We start from the raw sequence: 16,327 nt of genomic DNA on the forward strand, positions 1-16,327 counted from the left end.
TTCCTTAACTGAGGTAGCGCAGGCCGGGGTGTTCGTTCAGCGTGTAGCGCTTGCGGGGCCATGCGCTGTCGAGGATGTTCATATAGCCCGCCGTAATCTGCACCTGCGATGCCGTCCAGTAGCCAGACTTGATAGCCAGCCGGATGGGTGATGATGCAGGTGCGGTGAGGTCAGTCGAAACGTAATGCCGGAACGTCAGCGAAGCGCGGTCCAGAACAGCGAGGGCGTCGCGGATGGTGTTTGAAACCTCACCGTCGATATTCCTGATCGCAAATTTCAGGTCCTGCGTGCCATCGGCGTTACGCGCCGGCAGAGCGATATCGATACCACACGCCGTGAAGGTCAGTGAGTTTCCCGACTCATCCTTCGCTGTCACATCATCCCACCCACGGCAGAGGTGAAAGACCTGACTGCCGACATTAATCTGCAGCGTTTCGATAATGACTTCTGATCCACTGGAAGCATAAAGCCGGTTGAGTATGGTCATGCTTTTGGCCACTCCCGGTTAATAGCGATATCAATGATTGAAGAGCCAGCCAGAAGCTCAGGATAATTACCCCAGCCGGGCTGCGGCAATGGACGCTCCCACAACTCAAGCGTTGCCGAATACCGCCAGTAGATCGGTGCCACCAGCACTGGTCCTTGATAAATGTCAGTGAACCGACATTTGTAGAACTTCACACCCACCGGCGTTTGCAATTTCATCTGGAACCATGCCGCTCCATCTGAAATCGTATCTCTGAACCAAGCTTCAAAAACCTGTGCTTGCGCATCCGTTTCCATGAACCATGAAACAGAAGCCTCTGTCGGTGTGGATGTGTAAGCACGCCGCTGTCGGGAACGTCCTGTTGTCAGTGGGGTTCGCTTTAATGGGCTTACGGGCTGGAACCCGTAACCCTCCTGCTGCGGCATTGGGAGGTACTCATGTGGATAAAAGATTTCAGCCATTAACTTTTCCTCCGGCCGGTGTTATATCCTCCAGTTAATGCCTTGTGCACCTCACCAGCTCCCCGCAGAAGGTCTCGGGCGACCTGCTGGTAACCCTGTTTAGCTCCTTCGCGTTGCGCTTGCTGAACGAGTTGAATGGTTGCATCTGATGGGTTTCCGTTGATGGTTATCGGCGGCACTGTGACATTCGGCTGAATTACCGTCATCTGGTTATTGTTGCTTACGTTCTTGACTCCGGTGCCGAAACCAGATCGCCCCAGCGTTGCATCAAGCGGCTTGCCGCTTCGAAGTGCCTCAAGCTGAGACACCCCGATTCGGTTCGTTGATGCCTGGTCAAAGACGTACTCGCCCTTATGAACAATGCCTGCAGGCTGGTACTTACCGCCGGGTCCAGTGTAGCCGCCGGAAGCAAAGCCAACAGCAGCTGCGCTGGTGATGCTGGAAGTGATAGTTGCCATGAGGCCAATGACCTGAGCTACAGCGGCGAGGTTAGCTGGGAACGGCAATCCGGCCATTGCTTGCCCCATAGCCATAGGGAGTTGTAAAGCGGCCTGAGCGATCGCGAATGCTTTCTGTGTAACAAAAGCCGCTTTATACATGGCCGACTGCTCACTAAACATCATTCCCATGGAATCTGTGATCACTGAAAAGGAGTTCTGGGCTGATTGAGCCTGCGCAACATATAACGCAGCCTCTAAAACTTGCTGATTATTTAGAATTTCCATTAACCTATCAGCCTTCTGCTGCTCGGTTAGAATTGAGTCCTGTGCTATCAACTTATTCTGCACCTTCATCCACTCAGCATAATCAGTCTGCGCCCTTTTGAGCTTTTCGATTACCTCAAGCTGGGGATCAACTTGTAAGCCAATCATGTTAAGCCCCTGACCGGCCATGTCGTGGCTCGTAGCCCCAGAAGTTAAAGTTCCTCCCGTTTTATTTACGGCTGATATCACAGAATTAGGCAATGGCATGCTGGAAATTAGGTCAGATGCTTGCTTGTCAGCTTCCGGTTTCTTTAACTTACCTAACCTCACCATTTCATTAAGTATTTGGAGGCGTTTTTGCAGGATATCATTCTGCTTAACTTCCTTAGGAGCAATCTGCTCCTGCATCTTCCGGTAATCATCCAACGTCTTAACTGTGCCCTGCAATACCTCTTGTTGCTTGTAAGCATGCAAAATTTCATCGGAGCGAGAAAGTATTGATTTCTGATCTGCGGTTAGCTGTGTTTTAGATTTGAGATCGGCAATTTGCTGTTCGAACTTGACTCTTGCTTGTGTTGCACTGTTCAGCTTGTCACTGGTGTCCAGTTGGGACTGCATTGCCGCATTTTGCTGATTAATCTGATCGAGGAGTCGGGTGGCGGCATCTTCCGTATACGCCTTGCTTATTGGCATTTGCGGCGTCTTAGGATCTTTAAACTGATCATTAATGTTCTTTCGTGTTTGCGCCTCCTGCTCAGCTGTAATTACCGTGCCAGCCGCTCTGGCCTTGATAAGATCTTGCGTGTATTTCTGCTGTGCTTTAGCCCTCTTTTCTGCATTGCTGGCATATCGATCCATAAGAGCGTTTATTTCTCTTTGTGCTGCAATTCCTTCGTTTTGAATACGCTGTTCTTCCACTTTCCTTTTATTAAATTCATCCTGGAAATCAATCATTGCAGAAAGGAAGTTAACTTCTCGTTCAGCTCCAGCCGTTACCGCGCTGTTATCCCCACCAAGAAAGCCAAATGCGGATAATTTCCTGGTGTTCTCTACTACATTTCTGGCGCTATCCAGCCGTTGTTGCAAAGTCTTCTCACGCCCGATGTCAAGCATGGCATCCCATGCACCCTTAGCGGTATCTCCCAAAGTCTTCCATGCTGATTCGATAATACCAAGGTTATCAGCCAGTCGGTCAGACATTCCATTAACAGCATTGGCGTAAGTATCGGTCGCGAGCTTAACAGCTTCCTGGGTGCGCCCTTGTTCCTGAAGCGCGCGGATCTGGTTGTAGATATCCAGTGTCAGGAAATTATATTTTTCGTTCAGTTCACCAATGGCAGTTACTGGGTTTTGCGCGATTTTCTCAAAATCACTGACCAGCGTTTCCGCAGCAATATCTGATGAGTCGGTCATCGAAACAATTGCGCTAGTTACCGCCTCTATTGAGCCAGCTGCGATCTTCCCGCTTGCCACAACCTTTGTCAGTACATCAGCCACATCACCAATAGGGTTACCAGTGTCGGATGCTACACGTGATGCCATGTCCGCTAACTTCCCGGCGGTAGTACCGGCAATGTTCCCAGTCATGATCAGCGCCTTATTGTAATCCTGCTGTTCCTGACTACCTTTGTACCAGGCGTATGTGAGGGTACCAACAATAGCAATCAGAGCACCGATTCCTATTGTCATCGGATTCAGGAAGCCGGTCAGTTTTTTTGCGTTTTCCGCATTTTCTGACAGGGCATTAGCGTTATCAGACAGTGAATCATTGGAATCATCAGCTGCATCCCCAGCCCCAAGCAACTGCTCTTTTATGATATCGAACAGACTCCCCCAGCCGCCGAACGAATCGGCTATCTGCGCCCCCTGCTGCATGAAGATAGTGAACAGTGGCATACCACCAGCCAGACTAACGGCAATGTCATTCATCTGAGCAGGGAGCATACGCATAGCATTTTTATACTGGCCGGCAGATATTGCGCCGTAACGCATTTCATTGCTGACCTGGCGAAGTCCCTTTTCGGTTAAATCCAGTTTGCCTGAAAGCTCTGCGTGATATTCAGGGGTGAGTAAGCCCGCGCTTTTGGCAGCTGATAATTCCGCGCGCTGAGTCTTAATTTTTTCAAGCGCTGTGGAAAATGGATCGAGTTGGCCAACCAGCCGCTGTAACGATGCACGCTGCTCTTCCTGCGCTTTGACAGCTTCGCGCTCTGCCTGGGCTTCACCCGTTAACTCACGTCGAGTTTCGGCAATTTTGGCGCTGTAAGCGTCATACTGCTGAATACTTAGCGCACCGTTATAGGTGTATTCGAAGATCTGACGCTGCTGCTGGTCCAGCGCTTTCAGTGCGCTGGTTACTGGATCGAGTTTCGCCTCCAGCCGTGCCAGCGAGGCTATTTGCTCTTCCTGGGCTTTTGCTGCATCGCGTTCTGCCTGGGCAGCACCGGATACTTCCTTACGCATTTCAGCTATTTTTTTACTGTAAGAGTCGTATTGTTCGAGGCTGATTCTGCCACTCTGGGCACCCTCATAAATCTGTCGTTGCTGTTGATCAAGGTTTTTTAACGCATAAACAACCGGATCAATTTTTGCCAGTATTGCATCAAAAGCTTTAGCCTGTACCTCTTGCTGCGCCGCCGCCATTTTTCCCGCTTTTTCAGCCTCTCGCTGGGCCTTTGCAACACCACTTAATTCTTCAGTTGTTTCATTTAATTTTTTGGATAGAAAGTCGAATTCTTCCTTATTAATTATTCCTTTGTCGAAGTATTTTTTTAACTCCGAATACCTTCTACCTACGGTATCTATGGCTGCGCCGACAGGATCAATTGCAGCGCGCAATTTATCCATTGCATTTTTTTCTTCTTCGGTAGCCCTTGTTACCTTTCCAGCGCTGGCGACAGCCTTGAGGCCCCATTCAGTGAGGTTACTAAGTGCGTCACTAAGGCTTCCTGCATTTTTTTCTGCCCCGGAGCTATCAATAATTATTGCGAGACGTGATTTTTGTTCAGTCATTAGTCGTTCTCCGGGTATGAAAAAACCTCGCCGTAGCGAGGTTCTATAAAAATCATCTAAATAATGAAGTTAGCTATTTACTGGGGATTTGGTTTAGGAACCTTTGTAAGGCATAATATGCCTTAGTGTCGTTCTTTCCATCTTTAATCGTGCCAATTACAGCTCCATCCGAAAGAGTCGTTAACCTGACCATCGATGTTTTCGCTGTCATAACTTGCCGCAGCTCTGAGAGAGGTAAGGCGAATCCTCGCGTAGATGTAGGCATATCCACCCCACTATTGCCAGGGTACATTTGCGAAAATTTAGTTAGCGTGTCTACTGGCTGCAATTTTATGATCTTATCGTCAACACGCAATTCAGCCCCTTCCAAATTCATATAATTAACATAAGTCGTTAGGTTTAGAACTGCCATGTCAGGTACTTTTTCTGTCCAAAATCCCCCGATTGACATACAGCAATCGGCACCGTGAGGCTGAATTGTAACAGTTTTAACACCATCAAATTTACTGATATTGGTTTCAGGATTTAACCCAACATTATTGGCGCACCCCGCTAAAGTTAACGCGAACAACACAAAAAAAACTTTTTTTTTCATCTCGCTAGTTCCTTTTAGGGAAAGGCACCACATTCGACATATCGTCGATCGAATCATGTTGTTCATGTATGCTTTTATTGGAATCAATGAATTGAAAATAATCTGTAAAGTTTACACTCCTGACTCCATTAGAGTTCGGGGCAGAAATAATGCCAGTATCCTCCATGCGCTCGATAATTAATGATGCACGATTGTATCCAATTCTGAACAATCTCTGTAGTCCAGCCACTGAAGCTTTCTGTTTATCAATTACAAAACTGACAGCCTGATCAAAAAGTGGCTCGTCATAATTTTCGGTATCCACGCACCCTCTCCCTAATTAACATTTGCACACAGATTAGCATAGGGAGAGATCAAGGCAACGCTCAACTACTTGTTACGCTAACGTTGCTTCTGATCCACTGCCCACGATTCCCGCCAGGCATCATCAAGCGCCAGTATAGCCGCGTCGAACTCTGAGCGGTCAATCAGGATAGTACGCGAGGTCAGATAGCGGTCGATATCATTCAAGGACAGAGGAAGTGGCACTCCAGCCATTCCAGCATATTGTCGGGAGCGAGAAATCATAGCGTAGGCGTTGAGGATCTCCCCGGTCACAGCATCAATTTCAGGCTCGGGTATTGGCGGGAGGTTTAATTGCTCCCGCCGCCACTTTGCTTTAGCGCCCCGTTCCCCACCGAACTCTTTCAGCCACCGCTGCGCTTCGGTGGCTTTTTTACGGTTTCCTGAGTCTGCTGCTCTTTACCCTGAGCAATATTTGCGGCCTCTGCCAGGATACGCCAGTAGATATCAGGACGCTGTTTCAACATTGCCGCCCCAACTTCTGGCGTGTAGTCGATAGCGACCTCTACCCCATCCACCAGCTCGCCTACACCCTCCCAGCCCTTTAGCAAATAGCGGGTACAGTTGTCGATCATCAGGTCATCAACAGAATCAATCTCTCCGACGCTGGCCAGATTGAAATCATTGGTTCCTACCTGATAAGAGGCATCCAGTTTATCGATATGGCGGCGAACCAGAGCATTACGCGAGCGGTACTGATGGTTTTCACTACTGGCCACAAGCAGGCGCAGCTTAAACAGTGCTTCTTCTTCTTCGGTGAATTTTTTCTTACTTCCTTCTGGTTTCTTAAAGGGGAAAAACCAGCGCTCGCCGTCCAGGTCAATTTTAGGGGTGATAATCAGCATAAAAACTCCATAAAAAGCCCGAACCGCGATGCACTGCGGAACGGGTCAGGAAAATTAAGGGGCGGTGACGGTAATTTCAGACGTCGCGGTAAAGGCTCGAGCCTTGCCGGTGATTGTTGCCACACCCGCCGCATTGCGCGTGACCTTCGCAGTTTTCTGTCCGGTAGATACCACGCTTGCAATGGCTGGATTTGACGATGTCCACTCAACTACATCGCTGGCATCAGCAGGCGTTAATGTGGCGGTCAGGTTTACGGAGGAGCCAACAGCGCCAGATGAAGTGGACGGCGCAAGGGTGATTGCAGTTGCTGCCACTTTAGGCTCTCGGGTAATCGTCGGCGGGGTGTTGGCAGCAGTGATATCCAGCTGGACCTGCACAATGTCCGTGCTACCGGCATCAGGCCAGTCGCCGGAAATCTGCACCTCAGGGAAATCGAAGGTATAAGCCCCTTCTGCATTTCCCAGGGTGAAGCTGAATGGCACCGTTTCGCCCGTGAAGGTTTTTTTATAGACCTCCCATGCGGCTTTTGACCACGACAGCGTGATTTGCCCGGATGGCGTGAATGTGGTCGGGATGTTTGCACCTGCGAAGGCCGAACCTGTACCGATACAGCGCTGAGTCTGCATGTTGTTGTCAAACTGGATATTGAAGGTATCGACACAAAAACCGTTACCACCCGCAACACCATTCAGGCTAAGGGCTAAGACTTCTTTAAACGAATAACGCAACGCGCCTGCGTTATCGACCGGCGCATTGAAGAAGCTGGTATCGTCGCCCTTCGTTTCCCAGTCCAGCCCGGCAAACGTGACAGTAGCAGTGATATCACCATCATTTGGGATTTCGATTTGCAGAGTGGAAACCTGACAACCGCGGGCGATCTGCGCAATCCCTACATCTTCAGCGTATGAGGCTACTGAAAACGTAATCCGCGAGTTGCCCATCGTCAGGATGTTATTCAGCCATTCAGCACCAAAGCAGCTCGCCAGAAAAGCATCGTGCTGGTTCCAGCGGAATTTCATGCCGATATCACCGCCAACATCGATAGTGCCGCGGGATACCCCCTGCGCCATACGGTTACCGCTGATTTCGTCGTTATCATTGGTGTTCTGGGTTGGTGCGACGCCAAATGATGCACGTCTTAACAGCTCCCATGCACCAGCCGTGGGCGTAACGCCCGGGGTGATTTCGCGAATAAACGCGGTTACTACTTTTGCGCCTGAACTCACAGGAGCCTCCTGTCATTGTGCGCTACAGAGCGCGGTAGGGAATTTGAAGGTTTAGCTGGGACCAGCCATCAGTTTCACCGGCCGGTACAGCCGAAACAGCGAAATAACTCAGGCGTCCATCGTTCTGAAACTCGAACAGCTCCGTTAATTTGTCCGCCGTCTGGGTCATCAGCAGCGTGCCGGATCCTACCGGGACAAACAGCTGGATGATGACCACGCCGGTTCGTTGAACTGCTGGCCCGGCCCCGATTTCGTTAGCGCCCGCCATGCCGGGGATATTTGTGAACCGCGCCCAAATGCTGCGACCGCTGGGGTCAAACAGTGGCCCATTGGGGTAATCCACATCATTTGAGGCAATAGAGGTCTGAGCCGTCATTCGGGAAATGACAGCGTTTCTGATTTCTGTGAGGGTCATTTGTAGGCCTGAACTACTCCGTTAAACGAGACGGCATAAACGCCCGCTGGCGCTTGCGTTGAGAGGCCGTTCTCCAGGGGGACGGAATACGGCAGATTCGACTGGATATAAATCACCGAATAGGCAGGAGCCTGGTCAATGATGCCTGTTCCGTTGAGTATCGTTTGCGTTCCATGCGGATCTGGTTCTTTTGGGACCGCGTAATCAGGACCGCCAATGCTGACAAAGTGAGATGCGCGGAATGTTCCCGCTCGATACCCTGCCGGCCGTCGAATATCCATGCTGTCATTAACCCGAACATTCTTTTTGAGGCGGCCGGTCTTTGTAAGATTTGCCGGGTCGTTGTAGAGAGATTCGTTCCACTCTCCCACAGCTTTGTTGTACTGGGCAGCTGTTGCGTTTATGGCCCACAGCTCAGGATTACCAACCGGCGACCGCTGGACAATTTCGTTTAGTAGCTGAATAGCGATCGTTCGCTGGCGCAGTTTGACATCCTCGGCCACCAGCCCGGCAAAAGCTGCCGGGTCAATGCTCCAGCCCTTAGCCATATCACGCCCTCCGCAATTGAATGGAATATGCAGCGTCTGCAGAATCAGCAGCGGCTGTTATGACCTCGTAGCGCTGAATCTCTTTGGTTATTGGGTCCGGTGCCGCGATGAAATGCCCGACCGCTGGGATATCAGTTACCTCGTTAACCAGGACGGTTAACTTAAGGTCACCGTGCAGGATGTTAACGCCATCAATTCGGCGTAGTTTGTAGCGGGCCAGAACTCCGCGCCCGGTATACGACACCAGCGTTTCACTTCCGGTTTCTGTCACCGGGTCCCAGGCACCGCGGACCGTGTAACTGCCGCTGAACTCGTTAACCGCATCCTGCAGATCGGTATCGAATGCCGCGGCGATTTCGCTTTGCAACTCGTCACGAATGCCCATATCACGCCCGCACAAAGAATGTCTGTAAAGGGCTGAGCATCCACGGTTTGAGCATCGCCAGAGCCAGTTGCAGATCGGGGTCGAGCAACGCCGTGCTGGTCGTTGAAAGCTCAGCGAATGTTCGTGAAACCTTTACATCATCAGCTTCAACGCTTTTACTGGTCACCACGCCTGAATCTGTTTTTTGCTGATACAGATTGCCGGCGGCGGCAACAGATGCGGCGTACGCCCCCGCCTGTTTCACAGTGTCTGGAATATTTTCAGGTTCGATGTCCTGAAGATTAAGCCCCGTCATCCAGGTATTAGCCTGGAGTACTGCTTTGGACTTTTTGTCGGCGGCAGCCCATGAACTACCCAGAATGCCGTCAACGTCCTGGAGTGTTATATAAACGGTCATAGCCATCCCGGTAAAAGAAACGGGGCATTGCGCCCCGGAGATTAACCACCTGATGGAGCGGTGAACTCTATCGCCTCAGTCGTTTTTACTACACCATCGACTGTAGCTGTCACAGTGAAGGAACCCGCAATATCCGATGTGAGTTTCACGGTTGAGCCACCAGCAGAGCCAGTTTGCGATGTCGCTGCACTGAGCGTGCCGCCGTTAGACTCCCACGCCACAGCTGCGCCAGAAACCCCGGCACCATCTTTGGTGTATTTGAGAGAAATTGTTACCGCGTCGGTGCTGTCAGCAGTTGCGGAGGTTTTATCCGCTGACAGAATTACTCCCCCGCGCCGGATTCCAGTTTGATCAGCACACCAGCAGTTGATTTATTGCTGGTAAAATGTTGCTTCCAGTTCGCGCCAGTACCGATTTTCGTCAAATCAGGGTTTGCGCCTTTTGTCTCATCCCAGCTGTAACCCAGCAATTCAACGTTAACCGTGCCTTCAGCACGATAGCCAATTGCGAGGTTTTCCTGGGTATTGATATCGTAAGAGCGGAAACCTGGAGCCTGTGATTCCGTTACGGATACCGCACCAGCCACAAGACCAAGAATCGCATCAACTGGCATGGTATCAGTTACCAGTACAGGTTTACCCAGCGTGCCCGGCTGGCCGCCATACACCACAACGCCTGCTTCTTCGTAGATCTTGTTGTCGATAGCCTGATCAACAATGTCGAAATATGTGGTGGAGTGCATAACGAAGAGCGAAACGCGGTTAAATTTATCACCGTATTTACGCAGGCCTCGAGTCAGGGTTTTCTTGCCATCAGTGGCAATATCAGCAGATACAGTCATTCCCGCGTTTGCGCCGATTGCGGCAACAAGCCCCTGAAGCGCGTACTTGATATAACCCTCCAGCGTCGCGTCAGCCACATCGACACCGATCACTTCTGAGAATTCACTCACGTCACGACCACGACGTTTAAATGCCTCTTCAGTGGTTTCATACGGACCGTATTTCCACGGGGCTTTAACGCTAACCGATTCACCTGCTCCGATTTTTTTACCCGTTACAGGGTCGGTGGAGTTCACATTGCGTGATTCGATTGAACCACCGACTTTATAGAAGGTGCGTTTACGGAAATCACCTTCAATAAGCTCGTTATCGAGAATGATTGCGCCATTTGATGCGGCGTTGAAGATTTCCAGATTATCCTGGCGACGCTCAAGAAATGCTGTCTGCGCGAGGTCATCATAGATAACCAGGTCGCTGTTTACAGTCGTAGTCATTGATTAATCCTTACTTAGGCAATTTGAGATAGGCCTGCTGGCCATGTTTGCGGATGTAATCCGCTTTATCACTGGAGCTCATTTCTGAACGTTTAAGGCTGCCACCGCCGCCACCTGGCTTATGAGCACCAGCCCCGGAACCTTCAGCGCGCGGGAACAGGTGCGGTGCCGTCTCTTTAAGAGATTCAGCCCATTCAACAGGGCTTAACGGGGTTTTACCGTCTTTACCGAACAGAACATCGCCATTTGCATCAACAGCTACGGCTTCGCCATCATCGTTGAGCTGGAAAGTGCCTTTGGCACGGAGAATGAGATCGTCAGACGCTTCAGGCAGCGCGCCAGCTTTCAGCGCAGCACCGCGAATAGCATCACCAAGAACTCGATCCCGGAATTTATTGGAAAACGATTCCGCTTTATCAGCACGTTCGTTGGCTAATTTGATTTGCTTTTCAACATCAGCCCGCATCCTTTCAGTGCGCTTATCAAGCACTTCATCAATCTTTCCGGCGGCGATCAGCTTTGCTTCTTCATCATCGGAAAAACGCTGCAAAATGGTTTTTACTGCGTCAGGATCGATACCATCAAAACGCTTTAGTGAATCGCTGGACTCCTTGAGTTTTCCCAGCAGTTCGCTATTTTTGGTTTTCAGGCCGGACACCTGGGCATTTACCTGCTCGTCGATCAGCTTTTGAATTTCTGGTGTGATTTCAGGTGCACCGCCACCGGCTCCACCACCATCACCGCCCTCACCACCAGCTGCCGAGTAATATTTAATGAGCATGTTACGAATAAGCATGTTGTCCCCTTGGGATCGTTTCTGTGGGCCTGGCCCAATAAAAAAGGCCGCCCTGAGGCAGCCTGATTGAAGAAGATTTGTGGGTTAAAGTTTGGCGTTCCTGAATGCCTGCGCGTCACGTTCACGCAGTTGCTCCAGCGTCAGCCATTCGCCCTTGTCACTGTAGAATTCATCCGGGGACAAACCACCGTCGCGAATTAGCCTGGCACGCGTAATGCCTACAATTTCTGACTGTCGCGTGAATGATTGCCGCGAAAACCACTTTTGATAATCAGTATCTGACGGCACTTGACCATCCATACTGGCGCGGGAGCTATCCTTCACCTCACCAACGTTGATCCCCAATTCCTCAGAAGATTTGAGAATGAGCGTTTCAGTGCTACGGCAGCAAAAATGAATTTTCCCCGGCCCCTGCAAATAGGGAATTTTGTGGCCTATAGGTTTTCCATCCAGCGTGTATTTGAGACGATCGCGAATACGGCAATCTTTTGACGTTTTGTTATCCAGCGTAGACAGCCACTGCTTGCCCTTTAAGATATCGTCATTCGCCGTCGCAAAACTCTGCCGTGCCGTCGCGGCAAGATGCCCTACCGCCGTTTTGGTAATGCTGGCAGCGTTGGCCCGGCTCATTTGAAGTGCTCCATCCTGATAGCCCCGATTGGCATGTCCGCGCACTTTTCTGGCTATTTGCTCATGAGTATCACCCAACATAAAACCCTGCCGTACCGTGTTGCTGATACGGGTCATGCGATCCAACTCAAGATTACTTGCCCATTCACTCAGCAGACGGCCCTGGAATGGACGAGCCATCGCTGCGGCATACACCACATCGGAAGAAATACCGACTAACGGGTGGATCGCAAGCACATCATCTGGAATGGCAAACTGAAAGAGACTCAATTGAAAACCCGCTTCATGCTGCGCCAGTTCGCTCAGGTCGGCTGACAGCGCACTTTGCATTGATAGCACTGCATCCCTGTTCACAGCCCGGACGCTGGCGAGTAGTGCCTGTAACCGCGTTACTGTAAAACTGTTCACGTCCAGTCCGTCTATAGCAACCAGAAGTCGGGCTGTCAGCTCGGCATCGCTCTCATTGAGCAGATTAACCATTTTGTTAGCAACGCCAGTGCTGTATCGGCTCAACCAGATAGCATGAGCTATAGATTCATCCCGCAAACTGTCATTCGCCGAGGTCATTGTTACCACCAATCAACGTAGGCGATCTGTTACGCATCGCATCCATTACGGTATCCGGGTCAGCGCTGGGGTCAATAATGTCCAGTTTTTGCATCGCCCTGACCATATCCTCGTCACGAATGGCACCAACCTGCCAGGCATTGACGATTGCCGTTAACATTCCGGACTCGGCAATTTTAGCGATGAACTCCTGGCTGATAACAAACTCCGTGGTTTCATTCTTCACGCCAAGATATCGGGCGCACCATGCGAGAACTCGACTATATGCCTCCGTGACGTTAGCAACACAAATACCGAGGATAGACGTTGAAGATGTTTGTTCTCCCGTAGCCTGTGTGGCTGTTTTTACTGCCGAGTTTTGTTCTATCAATCGGGCACCGAGCTGCACCATATAATCACGCTTGCTGTCCATAGCTTCTTTAGCGAGGGTGTTAGGTTCCGCCTGGGCATAAGTGAAACTGGCCTCCTTCGGCAACAGGAAAGGACTGCGGGAGCCGACACGTATCCCTTTTTCCTGGAGCCAGTCGCGCCATGTGGTATCAAGCCCTGAAATCACCGGCTGAACCTGCCCGCAGAAAAATACGCTGTCTTCATAGTCAGCAGAGTTACGAAAATGGCCCAGGTTAATTTCTGTCAGTGCTTCGAGGGGAGATTCATCAATCGTTGGATCATTATTTTGTGCACCGACAAATGTGAACGGAATTTCATCCCAATACTGCTCACCTTTTGGTTTCGGATGGTATTTAGAGCTAATCGCGTATGGGCCTGATTGCGTATCCCCCGTCCTGCGCCAAACTCGGCATATAAAACGCCCATTTTCCAGTAACAATTCCCGGTACTGATTAATTTCCTTAAATCCATAACCATCCGGTTCCTCTATACACTCCCGGAGCACGACCAACATCAACTGGTCACGTCCGTTGATCCGCTCCGTACGCCAGTTAATGATATTCTCAGCCTGGTAACGCAGCACAATGGCCTCACCACTTGCTTCAGCATAATCAACATAAAGGCCATCGCGTGCCACTTCGAGCACATTCTCAAGCACCTGCTGAGCCTGCTGATATATGCTCGTGCCTGCTCCATCTGCATTTTTTTTCACATAGCTCAGCTTTTCCGGTGCTGTAAGGGTCGGGTCTTTGCGAAATGCCAAACCCACCAGCCCAATTTTTGTATTCCCGGTCACCGCGTAGAACACTGCACGTTCAATGTAGGCCTCATTGCGTTTTTTGTTTCGCGATGATTTATCCGATGGATCGAGATACGGAAGGTAAGCATTGCCAGCCGCTTTGACAGCGTCAGGGCCTTTGCAAACATCTCTAATTTTTTTCCACACGGGCAAAGCCGCCCTGACCTCAGGACGGACAAATGTAATATCGTTATTTGCCATATCAGAATGTCGTATCCAGTGAGATAGAGAATGCAGGTTTAACTATTGGGAATTGCTTCACAATGAAGTATCCACCAGCATCATTGGGGTGGTCATTACCGCTCTTTTTATCCGGTTCGCCGTTGTCTCCCCATACCTGTTGCTCCAGCGATTCAGTGTAAACAGGGCAGCGCTTCACATTAACTTTATAGCGACGTTCACCGTTGCCGTTACAGAACATTGCATTCATTGAATTAATGCGGTCCTTAACCGGCGGATTGGAATCATCGACGATCACATTAAATCCTGCAGCGTTGAGCTGAGCGATATCCGTAGTGCTTGCATTGCTGGATTTGCGGGAATCACCGGAGGCATCCGGATAAATATAGATCTCCCTGACCTTACGGTAATCATTACCGTCATACATCCAGAAACGCTCTTTGATAATGCGAATAATATCCGGCGTATCATAGGCATTGATTATTTCTGTCACTGCGCACGGCAGACCGAGACGCAGAACATGAACAATACCGGCCATTTTCCCAACGTTGAAATCCATACCGATGTAAAGAGCTTCACCTGGCTGCTCTTCTTCCTTGCAGTTGTTTAGTCTGCGATCAAACTGGTGGTAAATGGTCCCACTGGTCAGGTTTGTAAACTGGCCACGAAGGTACGCTTTAATCAGTTCCGGGGGGTAGGACCCCATCAGGGACGGAATATAATCCGGCGGCAAATTCTTTTCATTATCGAACGTAGAAGCCTGCACGAGGCCATACAGTTTCGTTAGCTCAGGTTTTTCGCGGACTGCTTTTTTGAACTGTTGGTATACGAACTTAAACCCTTCCGGAGTAGTTGTGACGTCAATACCGTTTCGCAGACCGGGCACGTTATAACGCATACGCGCGATGATCTTACGCCAAGCTAACTCCGCTTTCTTCGCTGGCATCACGTCCAGCTCATCAATCAGGGCATTGCCAATTTTGAAACCAACAATAGTTTGCGGCTTTTCCATCGAACGGCAGATCGTCGTTCCGCGATACTGCCTGCCTGCGTAGAAATGAACCTCTTTGTTACTTTCGTTGATTTTTACGTTAAGCCCCCAGTCATGGGCCACTTCTTCAACGGTGGGATAAAATATGTCGCGGATCTGTGGATACGTCGGTGCAAAATACCCCTGGTTTATTTTGGGGTGCTCCCACATCCCTTTGCAGATCCCGCCGCAGCCAACCCAAGTTTTCCCGCTGTTGTGATGGATGGCACCATCTATAGTCACGTAGCAATTATTATCAAGTACCTGAAGGTCATAGAACGGCTCTTCTTCAATCAGTCGTGTTACACTCAGTATGTTGCAGGTTTCGACCACGGAGTTTAAATATGACGCCTCTTGACCGGAAAATTTGCCAGCTTGCCAGTCCTGAACGGAATGTGACGGAGGTTGCCAGTCTTGCTGGATGTGACCGCAGCCATGTTTACCGCTGCATTCTTCGCTACGGATTGACGCTGAAGCAGCGTAAGAAGCCCGCACCTCGTGAGAGTGCAAAAGACAGGATTCTGTCTCTTTCTGATGGACAGCGCACATCTGCCGAGATTGCTGCACAAATAAGCTGTTCAGAGAAACACGTTCAAAACATCCTACGCATACACAACGCAGATCGCCTGCCGCGCGGTGCCCGTGAAGGAGAGCTGAATCACGGTTATCGTGGTGGCCGCATTGTCGATCTGGATGGTTATGTACTGGTGTCAGCTCCTGATGGTCATCCACAAGCCCGTGCGACAGGGGTAATTGCGGAGCACCGTCTGGTTGCTGAAAAGAGCATTGGTCGCTATCTGCTTCCGACAGAAGTCGTCGACCATATCGACGGGCTTCATCTGCATAACGCCCCAGATAATCTGCGAGTTTTTGATTCGAATGCGGATCACTTGCGTGCAACGATTTCGGGACAAAAGCCAAACTGGTCGCCAGAAGGTTTTTCGAAAATGCAGATACCTTCACAGATTCGTCCAGCTTATCCACGGATCGATAGCTATGGTCAGCGCAGAGAACGCGGTGATGTCCGCTTGCTACAAATTCTCCTCGCTGCGTCACAACTCGGTATAGATTCCCCCTACCTTTTGGGAACGCTCCACCACTTAGAGCGAGCTCAAATCGATTATTCTGAGCCGACCAGGATAAAACACGCATTGGTCGCGTTATTTCCTGAATGGGTAAAGGACCATACTCTGTAATGACTAGTGTACTTCCTCTCAGGCAACCAAACCCGGCGACGTAGG

General features: G+C 50.2%; 18 protein-coding genes and 1 pseudogene. 1 reads left to right on the top strand and 18 read right to left on the bottom strand.

The features are described from left to right. Positions 1–4: 4 nt before the first annotated feature. From IBT46_RS19165 to IBT46_RS19250, 18 genes and pseudogenes are all read right to left on the bottom strand, one after another. Positions 5–487, bottom strand: coding sequence for a DUF1833 family protein (locus IBT46_RS19165; RefSeq protein WP_200546952.1), 483 nt, complete (start codon positions 485–487; stop codon positions 5–7). Next, positions 484–948 (bottom strand): hypothetical protein, encoded by a 465-nt coding sequence (locus tag IBT46_RS19170; RefSeq protein WP_200546953.1) that lies wholly within the window; start codon positions 946–948, stop codon positions 484–486. Before IBT46_RS19170 ends, IBT46_RS19165 begins: the two co-directional genes overlap by 4 nt. Continuing rightward, positions 948–4,664, bottom strand: coding sequence for a phage tail length tape measure family protein (locus IBT46_RS19175; RefSeq protein WP_200546954.1), 3,717 nt, complete (start codon positions 4,662–4,664; stop codon positions 948–950). The genes IBT46_RS19170 and IBT46_RS19175 overlap by 1 nt, the downstream gene beginning before the upstream one ends. A gap of 73 nt (positions 4,665–4,737) precedes the next feature. Further along, positions 4,738–5,259, bottom strand: a complete 522-nt coding sequence (locus tag IBT46_RS19180; RefSeq protein WP_200546955.1) for a hypothetical protein — start codon at positions 5,257–5,259, stop codon at positions 4,738–4,740. Positions 5,260–5,371: 112 nt separating this feature from the next. Continuing rightward, positions 5,372–5,542, bottom strand: a pseudogene (locus IBT46_RS27350) (DNA translocase FtsK); the annotation flags it as partial. Positions 5,543–5,640: 98 nt separating this feature from the next. Continuing rightward, a complete protein-coding gene (locus IBT46_RS19190) occupies positions 5,641–5,787 on the bottom strand; it encodes a hypothetical protein (protein ID WP_234480199.1) in 147 nt (48 codons plus the stop codon). 158 nt (positions 5,788–5,945) lie between these two features. After that, positions 5,946–6,446 (bottom strand): hypothetical protein, encoded by a 501-nt coding sequence (locus IBT46_RS19195; protein WP_200546957.1) that lies wholly within the window; start codon positions 6,444–6,446, stop codon positions 5,946–5,948. Between the two features lie 54 nt (positions 6,447–6,500). Continuing rightward, entirely contained in the window at positions 6,501–7,673 is a 1,173-nt protein-coding gene (locus IBT46_RS19200; protein ID WP_200546958.1) for a phage tail tube protein, read from the bottom strand. Between the two features lie 22 nt (positions 7,674–7,695). Then, positions 7,696–8,088 carry a phage tail terminator-like protein gene (locus IBT46_RS19205; RefSeq protein WP_200546959.1) on the bottom strand — a complete coding sequence of 131 codons (393 nt, stop codon included), beginning with the start codon at positions 8,086–8,088 and terminating at the stop codon, positions 7,696–7,698. Further along, complete coding sequence (locus tag IBT46_RS19210) at positions 8,085–8,636, bottom strand: hypothetical protein (protein WP_200546960.1); 552 nt, start codon at positions 8,634–8,636, stop codon at positions 8,085–8,087. The genes IBT46_RS19205 and IBT46_RS19210 overlap by 4 nt, the downstream gene beginning before the upstream one ends. A 1-nt stretch (position 8,637) precedes the next feature. Beyond that, positions 8,638–9,021, bottom strand: coding sequence for a glutamate 5-kinase (locus IBT46_RS19215; protein WP_200546961.1), 384 nt, complete (start codon positions 9,019–9,021; stop codon positions 8,638–8,640). Between the two features lies 1 nt (position 9,022). Next, positions 9,023–9,418 (bottom strand): protein singed, encoded by a 396-nt coding sequence (locus IBT46_RS19220; RefSeq protein WP_200546962.1) that lies wholly within the window; start codon positions 9,416–9,418, stop codon positions 9,023–9,025. Positions 9,419–9,459: 41 nt separating this feature from the next. Then, the gene (locus tag IBT46_RS27735; RefSeq protein ID WP_200547001.1) at positions 9,460–9,789 is read right to left on the bottom strand and encodes an Ig-like domain-containing protein; all 330 of its coding nucleotides are present in this window, start codon (positions 9,787–9,789) and stop codon (positions 9,460–9,462) included. Beyond that, the gene (locus IBT46_RS19230; protein WP_200546963.1) at positions 9,741–10,694 is read right to left on the bottom strand and encodes a major capsid protein; all 954 of its coding nucleotides are present in this window, start codon (positions 10,692–10,694) and stop codon (positions 9,741–9,743) included. Before IBT46_RS19230 ends, IBT46_RS27735 begins: the two co-directional genes overlap by 49 nt. Positions 10,695–10,704: 10 nt before the next feature. Next, complete coding sequence (locus IBT46_RS19235) at positions 10,705–11,490, bottom strand: hypothetical protein (protein ID WP_200546964.1); 786 nt, start codon at positions 11,488–11,490, stop codon at positions 10,705–10,707. Positions 11,491–11,574: 84 nt separating this feature from the next. Continuing rightward, entirely contained in the window at positions 11,575–12,687 is a 1,113-nt protein-coding gene (locus IBT46_RS19240) for a phage minor head protein (RefSeq protein ID WP_200546965.1), read from the bottom strand. Then, positions 12,671–14,077 carry a DUF4055 domain-containing protein gene (locus tag IBT46_RS19245; protein ID WP_200546966.1) on the bottom strand — a complete coding sequence of 469 codons (1,407 nt, stop codon included), beginning with the start codon at positions 14,075–14,077 and terminating at the stop codon, positions 12,671–12,673. The genes IBT46_RS19240 and IBT46_RS19245 overlap by 17 nt, the downstream gene beginning before the upstream one ends. A 1-nt stretch (position 14,078) precedes the next feature. Next, a complete protein-coding gene (locus IBT46_RS19250) occupies positions 14,079–15,329 on the bottom strand; it encodes a terminase large subunit domain-containing protein (RefSeq protein ID WP_370569502.1) in 1,251 nt (416 codons plus the stop codon). Between the two features lie 101 nt (positions 15,330–15,430). On the opposite strand from IBT46_RS19250, the gene IBT46_RS19255 reads away from it, so the two are divergent. After that, positions 15,431–16,282, top strand: a complete 852-nt coding sequence (locus IBT46_RS19255) for an HNH endonuclease (RefSeq protein WP_200546967.1) — start codon at positions 15,431–15,433, stop codon at positions 16,280–16,282. Positions 16,283–16,327: the final 45 nt, after the last annotated feature.

This window comes from Erwinia sp. S38 (assembly GCF_016624545.1).
GTDB lineage: Bacteria > Pseudomonadota > Gammaproteobacteria > Enterobacterales > Enterobacteriaceae > Erwinia > Erwinia coffeiphila.